The organism is Methylobacterium sp. (assembly GCF_019750675.1).
GTDB lineage: Bacteria > Pseudomonadota > Alphaproteobacteria > Rhizobiales > Beijerinckiaceae > Methylobacterium.
This window is the reverse complement of record NZ_JAIEOF010000383.1, coordinates 26,048-34,120: the sequence shown is the minus strand read 5'-3', so window position 1 is coordinate 34,120 and position 8,073 is coordinate 26,048. Positions and strand designations below refer to the sequence as shown.

The following is an 8,073-nucleotide window of genomic DNA, read 5'->3' as shown; positions in this document are numbered from 1 at the left end:
AGACAGCCTCGACGATCCACGCGTCGAGATCGTTGAGGACGACGTGAACCGCGTGATCCAGTCGGGCCCCGAGCGATTCGACGCGATCCTGCTCGACGTCGACAACGGCCCCTCGGGCATGACCCGGCGGGAGAACGACCGGCTCTACGACCGCTGGGGCCTGCGGCGCGCGCATTACGCGCTGACGCGCGGCGGCATCCTGGGGGTCTGGTCGGGCAAGCCCGACCGGCGCTTCAAGGCGCGCCTGCGCCTGCACGGCTTCACCGTCGAGGAGGCGCGCATCTACGCGAACGGGGGCCCCCTCGGCCCCCGTCACGTGCTCTGGTTCGCGGTCCGTCCCGAGGCCGCGATCGGAGCCTGACGCCGTCCTCCGGGAAAGGTCCCGTCGGCGGCGCCCGGTCGTCAGTAGCTGTAGCTGCGGCGGCCGGCGCCCTGGCCTGGGCCGTAGCCGGTGTCGCGGGGCCGGACCCGCGAGCCGTAATCGATCTCGCGCTGGCGCCGGGCTTGGCGGTTCGCGAGGTAGCGGCCGCCGAGGCAGCCCGCCACGGCACCCACGACCCCGCGCTCGGCGAGGTAATGCCCGGCGATGCCGCCGATGATGGCGCCCTTGATGCAGCCCTTGGCCTCCGCCGCCCCCGCGCTGCCGAAGGTGAGGAGCGCGAGCGCCGATGCCGTTGCAATGATCCGCATGATGTTCTCCCAGCCGATGCCGGGAGGAAAACAGCGTCCCGCCCACCCCGTTCCATGCCCGGCCCGCCCGCGTCATCGCCCGGACCGGGACCGCCGGAGCGGGAGGACCGGATGCTGCTGCATCGCAGCGGAATGCCGGATCGGGGGAAATTAATCCCCCGTCCTCATCATTTTCGGGCGCTGTGCCTTCCAAGGTGCAGGCAAGCTTCGCAAGGACGTCTCTAAGACGTCGTGGGGCGGTCGGTTCTTCCGGGACCGGTCGGCGGTGGCAGGGTGGCGTTTCATGTCTTCGAGTTGCATCGGGTGGCTTGCCGCTCACCTTGTCCGCTTGGCCGTGCTGTCCCTCGCGATACTGGCGTTCCAGGGCGAGGATCCGGCCCGGGCCGGGCAGGACGATGCGTCGGGCAAGCAAGGCGCGTCCGCTTCGAGTGACAAGGGGCAGAGTTCCGCCAAGGACGTGGACACCGAGCACCTGTTCGGCTTCACGGAGGGGGCGGATGCCGGCGAGAAGGGCGAGCAGGAGGTCGTGCTCGACACCATATCCCGGTTCGGCAAGCGCACGGCCGGCCCCGGCGGGTCGCGCTACCGCGTCCTCGACACCAAGCTCGGCTACCAGTTCGACCCCATCGACAAGCTGAGCATCGAGCTCGGCGCCTTCGGCAACCTGCGCACGTCGCGCAACATCGTGGGCCTCGACGACAAGTCCTACGGCACGTTCGACGGCATCTCCGTGGAGGTGAAGTACCAGTTCCTGAAGGGCTCGGCGGAGCAGCCCCTGGGGCTCGCGGTCGAGCTGCGTCCGCGCTTCGGCCGCGTCCTGCCCATCGAGGGCAACGGCGCCGACATCTTCGACATGGAAAGCGTGCTCCAGCTCGATGTCCAGCTCGTGCCGGACAAGCTCTGGTACGGCGGCAATCTGAGCTTCGAGCCGGCGGCGGGGCGCCAGCGGGGCAACGGCCCGGGCTACCGCTCCTCCACCCTGCTCTGGTCGAACGCCTTCGTCGCGCGGATCGGCGAGAGCACCTATCTGGGACCGGAACTGCGCTATCTGCGCGGCTACGCGGGCACGTTCCTGAACAAGCTGGAGAGCGAAGCCCTCTTCCTCGGGCCCGCCCTGCACCACCGCTTCACCGAGAAGATCTGGCTGACCGTGGCCTATGCGGGACAGGTCTGGGGCCGGGACACCGCCCCCGACCTCGCCGGGCGCAGGCTCGGCCTCGATCAGTTCGAGCGCCAGAACCTGCGCGTCAAGTTCGGCATGGAGTTCTGAGGGCCGGTGCGCTCAGGAGGCGATCCGCTCCAACGGGGCCCGAGCCTTCGCCGTGCCGGGCTCCGCCGGGGCCGGGGCGGTTTCGGGCTCCGGCCTGCCGGGCCGGCGCCCTTCCCGTTCGGCCCGCAACTCCCGCTCGGCCATCAGCCAGAGCTCGATGCTGAACCCCTCCGGCCGATGATGGCGCTCCCACAGGTCGTAGGCGCGCTCACGGATCTCTTCGAAGGTGATGTCGGGGGGAGATGGCATGGACAAGGACCCTGGCGGGCCGACGTTCTGGAGGGTGATCCGATCCGCGTCCCGTGACGAGGCCCTCGCGACGGTCGGTGCGGAGCCATCGCACGGGGGACACGAAGGTTCCTTTACACAGAGCAATTCCAGCCCGGTTCGGGCGACGTACGCAGACGTGAAACAACCGGCGCGAATTCTCAGCGCCACGCCTTGTTTTCGACGCCAACCTTCATCAATGCGTCAGGGATCGACGCTACGCCCGGGCGTCAAACTCCTCCTGGAGCCCTTCGGCCACACGGCATCGAACTGGATTGCGGCCGTGCGCCGCGATCCCGCCGGTGTTGTCCGCGGCTGCGGCTGGGCACGAGATCCGTCGCATGAGTGAACACGCCTCCCCGCTGGCCCCGGTCTCCGGTTTCCGGAAGCGCACGCAGGTCGCGATCCTGGCGGGCGCGGCCCTGGTCATCGCCGGCGCCCTGTGGCTTCCCGGAACCCTTGCCGGAACCCCCGCCGGAACCCAGGCCGGGGCGGCGCCGACCAACGCGGCCAATTCGAGCCCGGCACCCGGTGCCGATTTCGTCCTCACGCCGGACCAGCTCGCCGCCGTCACCGTGGTGTCGGTGGAGCAGCACCTGTTCTCCGAGGAGATCAACACCGAGGGCAAGATCGGCGTCGACGAGTACCAGGCCACGCCGGTCTTCTCGCCCTATCCCGGACGCGTGGTCTCCATCTTCGCGCGTACCGGCGAGCGCGTGAAGAAGGGCCAGCGCCTGTTCTCCCTCCAGGCCAACGAGATGGTCCAGGCGCAGAACGACTACCTCGCCGCACTGAACGTCCTGAACAAGGCCCGCTCGCAGCTCGCCCTGTCGCAGGCGGCCGAGAAGCGCCTGCGCGACCTCTACGAATCCCGCGTCACCACCCTGCGCGAGCTCCAGAACGCCCAGAACGACTTGACCTCGACCACGAACGACGCCCGCACCGCGGAGGTGGGCCTGGAGGCGGTGCGCAGCCGCCTGCGCATCCTGGGCCTGCGCGACGACGAGGTCGCCAACCTGCAGAAGGGCTCGATCAACCCCGAGACGGCGATCAACGCGCCCCTCGACGGCACCATCATCCAGCGCAAGATCGGCCCCGGCCAGTATGTCGGCAGCGGCGGCGGCGAACCGTCCTACATCATCGGCGACCTCTCCAAGGTCTGGCTCATCGCGCAGCTGCGCGAGCCGGACGCGGCGCGGGTGGATCTCGGCGACCGCATCAAGTTCCGCGTCCTCGCCTTCCCCGAGCGGGTCTTCGACGGCCAGATCAACTTCATCGGCGCCTCCGTCGATCCGGCGACCCGCCGCATCACCGTGCGGGCCGACATCGACAATACCGACAACCTCCTGAAGCCGGAGATGTACGCCAGCGTGCGCATCATCAACGAGCGCGAGACCGTGTCGCCCTCGGTGCCCCGCAGCGCGGTGGTGCTGGAGGGCCCCAAGGCGAGCGTCTGGGTCCTGGGCGCCGGCAACGCGGTGCAGAGCCGCCGGGTCAGGCCCGGCATCATCGACGGCGGCAACATCGAGATCCTGCAGGGGCTCGCGGTGGGCGAGCGGGTGATCTCGCGCGGCTCGCTGTTCATCGACCGCATGCTGACGCGAAGCTGATCCGTCAGCGCTCCACCGCGGGGAAACACCCTTCATGAACGGTCTCGTCGCTCTCGCGCTGCGCCAGCGTGCGCTGGTGGTGCTCGCCTTCGTGCTCCTGCTCGTCTGCGGGCTGGTGGCGTTCCGCACCCTCAACATCGAGGCCTATCCTGACCCGACCCCGCCGATGATCGACGTGATCACCCAGGCGAACGGACTCTCGGGCGAGGAGATCGAGCGCTACGTCACCGTGCCGATCGAGGTCATCACCTCCGGCCTGCCCAACCTGAAGCAGGTGCGCTCCGTCTCCCTCTACGGCCTCTCGGACGTGAAGCTGCAGTTCGGGTTCGAGTTCAGCTATCGCGAGGCCGAGCAGCAGGTGCTCAATCGCCTCGCCCAGCTCGACGCCCTGCCCAACGGAGCCAAGCCCACCATCTCGCCGGTGAGCCCGATCGGCGAGATCTTTCGCTACAAGCTCACTGCCCCGGAAGGCTACAGCGTCCTCGACCTCAAATCGCTCCAGGACTGGGTGCTGCGCCGGCGCTTTCGCGCCGTGCCGGGCGTGATCGACGTGATCGGCTGGGGCGGCAAGACCAAGACCTTCGACATCTCCGTCGATCTCGACCGCCTCACCGCCTACGGGCTGACCCTCTCGGGCATCGTCAAGACCCTCAACGACAGCAATCTCAACGTCGGCGGCAACCGGATCAACCTCGGCACCCAGTCCGCCGTGGTGCGCGGCGTCGGCCTGATCCGCTCGACCGACGACATCGGCGAGACCGTGCTGACGCAGTCGGGCGGCGCCCCCGTCCTGGTCCGCGACGTCGCCACCGTGACGATCGGCCACCAGCCCCGCCTCGGCATCGCGGGCATGAACGACGACGACGACATCGTGCAGGGCATCGTGCTGATGCGGCGCGGCGAGGAGAGCACGCCCACGATCGAGGCGGTGCAGGCGGAAGTGTCGCGCATCGAGGCCATGGGCCTGCTGCCGCCCGGCGTGCGGATCGAGCGGATCTACGACCGGGCCGACCTCATCGCGGTGACCACCCACACGGTCCTGCACAACATGCTGGTCGGCATCGTGCTGATCCTCATCGTGCAGTGGCTCTTCCTCGGCAACCTGCGCAGCGCCCTCATCGTGGTGGCGACGATTCCCTTCGCGCTGTTCTTCGCCGTGATCATCCTGGTGGTGCGGGGCGAATCGGCCAACCTCCTCTCGGTGGGCGCCCTCGATTTCGGGCTGATCGTCGACGGCACCGTCATCATGGTGGAGGCGATCTTCCGGCGCCTGTCCGGCCACGGCGATCCGCCCGGCTATCGGTCGCCCCCCGGCCTGAGGGGCAAGCTCGCCCGGATCGTGGGGGCGTCGAGCGACGTCAGCCGCTCCATCGTCTTCGCCGCCATCATCATCGTGACGGGGTTCCTGCCGCTCTTCACGCTCACGGGCGTCGAGGGCCACATCTTCGGGCCGATGGCGCAGACCTACGCCTACGCGCTGCTCGGCGGCCTCATCGCCACCTTCACGGTGACGCCCGTCCTCTCGGCCTACCTGCTGCCGGACCACGTCGAGGAGGTCGAGACCATCCTGGTGCGGACCCTGGAGCGGCTCTACCGGCCGGCGATCCGGGCGGCCCTCGGCAACCGGCTCCTCACCCTCGGCCTCGCGGCGATCCTGACCGCCGGCGTCGGCCTCGCCGGGCGCCAGCTCGGCCTCGAATTCCTGCCCAAGCTCGAGGAGGGCAACCTCTGGCTGCGCGCCACCATGCCGGCGACGATCTCGCTGGAAGAGGGCAACCTCTACGTCAACCGCATCCGCCGCATCATCGCGGCGGTGCCGGAGGTGGAGAGCGTGGTCTCGCAGCACGGCCGCCCGGACGACGGCACGGACGCCGCCGGCTTCTTCAACGGCGAGTTCTTCGCCCCCCTCAGGCCGACCGAGAAGTGGCGCCCCGGGGTGACCAAGGAGCGGATGCTCGGCGACCTTCTCGACAAGCTGCGCGTGGAGTTCCCCGGCGTCGAGTTCAACGTCTCCCAGTACCTCCAGGACAACGTCGCGGAGGCGGTCTCGGGCATCAAGGGCGAGAACTCCTTCAAGGTGTTCGGGCCCGACCTCGAAACCCTGACGGAGGTCGCCAACCGCGTGGAGGCGAGCCTGCGCAAGGTGCCCGGCGTCACCGATCTCGGCGTCTTCACCTCGCTGGGCCAGCCGACGGTGCAGATCGACGTCGACCGCGTCCGCGCGGCCCGCTACGGCCTCACCCCCGGCGACATCAACGCCACGGTCCGCACCGCCATCGGCGGCGACAGCGCCGGAGACCTCTACGACAGCGGCTCGGACCGCCACTACCCCATCGTCATCCGCCTCGCCGAGCAGTTCCGGCAGAGCATGGCCTCGATCCGGGCCTTACGCATCTCGGGGCAAGGCCCGGGCGGTGTCCTGATGCAGGTGCCCCTCAGCGAGGTCGCCCAGGTCGCCCTGGTCTCCGGGCCGGCCTACATCTACCGGGAGGGGCAGGAGCGCTACCTGCCGGTGAAGTTCAGCGTGCGCGACCGCGACCTCGGCAGCGCGATCCTGGAGGCGCGGGAGCGCGTGGCCAACGAGGTCAGCCTGCCGCGCGGCTACCGCCTCGAACTCGTGGGCGAATTCAACAACATGCAGGGGGCACTGGCGCGCCTCTCCGTGACGGTGCCGATCGCGATCGGCCTGATCGCGATCCTGCTGTTCGTGAATTTCGGCTCCATCACCGACATGCTGCTCGCGCTGAGCGTCATCCCCATGGCGGTGGCGGGCGGCGTGCTCGCCCTTGTCCTCACCGAGACGCCCTTCAGCGTCTCCGCCGCCATCGGCTTCATCGCACTCCTCGGCATCGCGGTGATGGACGGGATCATCGTGCTCTCGCACTACAACGGCCTCATCGCCGAGGGCGAGGAACGCATGCGCGCGATGATGCGCACCTGCCTGACCCAGATGCGCCCGGTGGTGATGACCTGCGTGGTGGCCGGCGTCGGCCTGTTGCCGGCGGCCTTCTCCAACGGCGTCGGCTCGCAGGTGCAGAAGCCGCTGGCGCTGGTGGTCGTCGGCGGGATGAGCCTGGCGCCGCTGCTCATCCTCCTGATCCTGCCGGTCCTGATCGTCACCCTGTCCCGGCGTCGTCCGGAGCCGCTGGCGGACGGGGACGGCGCCGTCGAGGCGCATGCGCGGGTGCAGGCAACGGTCTGAGGACGCTCAGGCCGGCGTATCGTCGAGCACCGCCTCCCAAAGGATGGCGGCCCGCTCCCAGGTCAGCGCCGTGCGTTGCAGGAGCGCCCCGGCGCTGAGCGCGGACCAGACCGCGTCATTGGCCGCCACCGTGACGATCGCCTCGGCCAGATCGCGGTCGGTCGGAGCGATCAGGCCGTTGATCCCGTGCTGCACGCGCTCGGACAGGGCGCCGATGCCGGCGGTGATGACCGGCAGGCCCATCGCCTGCGCCTCGGCCGCCGCGAGGCAGAAGGTCTCGTCCACCGAGCCCGGGCAGACCATCGCGCGCGCCCGGGCGTAGAAGGCCGCCAGCGCGGCGGCCCCGACGCGGGGATGGAAGACCACTGGCCCCCCGGTGTCGGTCGAGGCCGGGTAATCCGAGCCGAAGACGTGCAGCCGCGCCCCGCTCGCGGCGATGGCCGGCGCCCTGCGCCAGAGGGCCAGGACGCGCTCCAGGCCGCGCTGGGGCTGGGAGGCGTAGACGAAGTCGCGGCCGGTCCCGCGCGTCGGTTCGGGCTCGCGGAAGGCCGGCGCGATCCCGTGCGGAATCACCCGGCGGCGGCGATAGGCGAAGACCGGGGACATGGACGCGGCCGCGATGCTGCCGACGAAGACCGCGTCCGGGCGCAGGGCCAGGACCGGCAGCAGGTAGCGCTTCCGCAGGGCCTTCTCCAGGTTGATCGGATTGTGCACCCAGACGATCCGGCGCGCGCCGGGGAAATCGCGCAGCGGCCGCGGGTCGTTGCTGGTCACGACCGCGTCGGCGGGGTGCCGCCCCGCCTCGGCCAGGGGAACGTTCAGGACCCCGTCCCGCTCCACGCTGCCCGTGCGGCGGGTGGCAAGGGTGACGGCCCAGCCCCGCCGCGCGAGGGCACGGGCCAGGGCGATGTTGGTGCTCTCGATGCCGCCGAGCCCGACCGTGGCCGGCGTGTCGATGCCGAATTCCACGCGGGTCGCGCAGATGAACGTGGCCCGGCGCATCCGGCTCCTCCCTGGCGTTCCGCTCGACTTGA

At 70.0% G+C, this 8,073-nt stretch carries 6 protein-coding genes and 1 pseudogene; 4 read left to right on the top strand and 3 right to left on the bottom strand.

The genetic code is table 11. From position 1 onward, the window contains the following. A pseudogene (locus K2X24_RS19965) lies at window positions 1-361 on the top strand (hypothetical protein); the annotation flags it as partial. Between the two features lie 41 nt (window positions 362-402). On the opposite strand, the gene K2X24_RS19960 reads toward K2X24_RS19965, so the two are convergent. Then, window positions 403-690 (bottom strand): hypothetical protein, encoded by a 288-nt coding sequence (locus K2X24_RS19960; protein WP_292500376.1) that lies wholly within the window; start codon window positions 688-690, stop codon window positions 403-405. A gap of 334 nt (window positions 691-1,024) precedes the next feature. Here K2X24_RS19960 and K2X24_RS19955 point away from each other — a divergent pair, with 334 nt between their 5' ends. Continuing rightward, window positions 1,025-1,960: a hypothetical protein gene (locus K2X24_RS19955; protein WP_292500380.1), complete on the top strand. Its 936-nt coding sequence runs from the start codon at window positions 1,025-1,027 to the stop codon at window positions 1,958-1,960. Between the two features lie 12 nt (window positions 1,961-1,972). On the opposite strand, the gene K2X24_RS19950 is transcribed toward K2X24_RS19955, so the two are convergent. After that, window positions 1,973-2,209, bottom strand: a complete 237-nt coding sequence (locus K2X24_RS19950; RefSeq protein ID WP_292500374.1) for a DUF2934 domain-containing protein — start codon at window positions 2,207-2,209, stop codon at window positions 1,973-1,975. A gap of 359 nt (window positions 2,210-2,568) precedes the next feature. On the opposite strand from K2X24_RS19950, the gene K2X24_RS19945 reads away from it, so the two are divergent. Both K2X24_RS19945 and K2X24_RS19940 read left to right on the top strand, forming a co-directional pair. After that, window positions 2,569-3,837, top strand: a complete 1,269-nt coding sequence (locus K2X24_RS19945) for an efflux RND transporter periplasmic adaptor subunit (protein ID WP_292500373.1) — start codon at window positions 2,569-2,571, stop codon at window positions 3,835-3,837. 34 nt (window positions 3,838-3,871) lie between these two features. Next, window positions 3,872-7,039, top strand: a complete 3,168-nt coding sequence (locus K2X24_RS19940; RefSeq protein ID WP_292500372.1) for a CusA/CzcA family heavy metal efflux RND transporter — start codon at window positions 3,872-3,874, stop codon at window positions 7,037-7,039. 6 nt (window positions 7,040-7,045) lie between these two features. Here the strand turns inward: K2X24_RS19940 and K2X24_RS19935 are convergent, their stop codons facing one another. After that, window positions 7,046-8,041 carry a glycosyltransferase family 4 protein gene (locus K2X24_RS19935; protein ID WP_292500370.1) on the bottom strand — a complete coding sequence of 332 codons (996 nt, stop codon included), beginning with the start codon at window positions 8,039-8,041 and terminating at the stop codon, window positions 7,046-7,048. Window positions 8,042-8,073 lie beyond the last annotated feature (32 nt).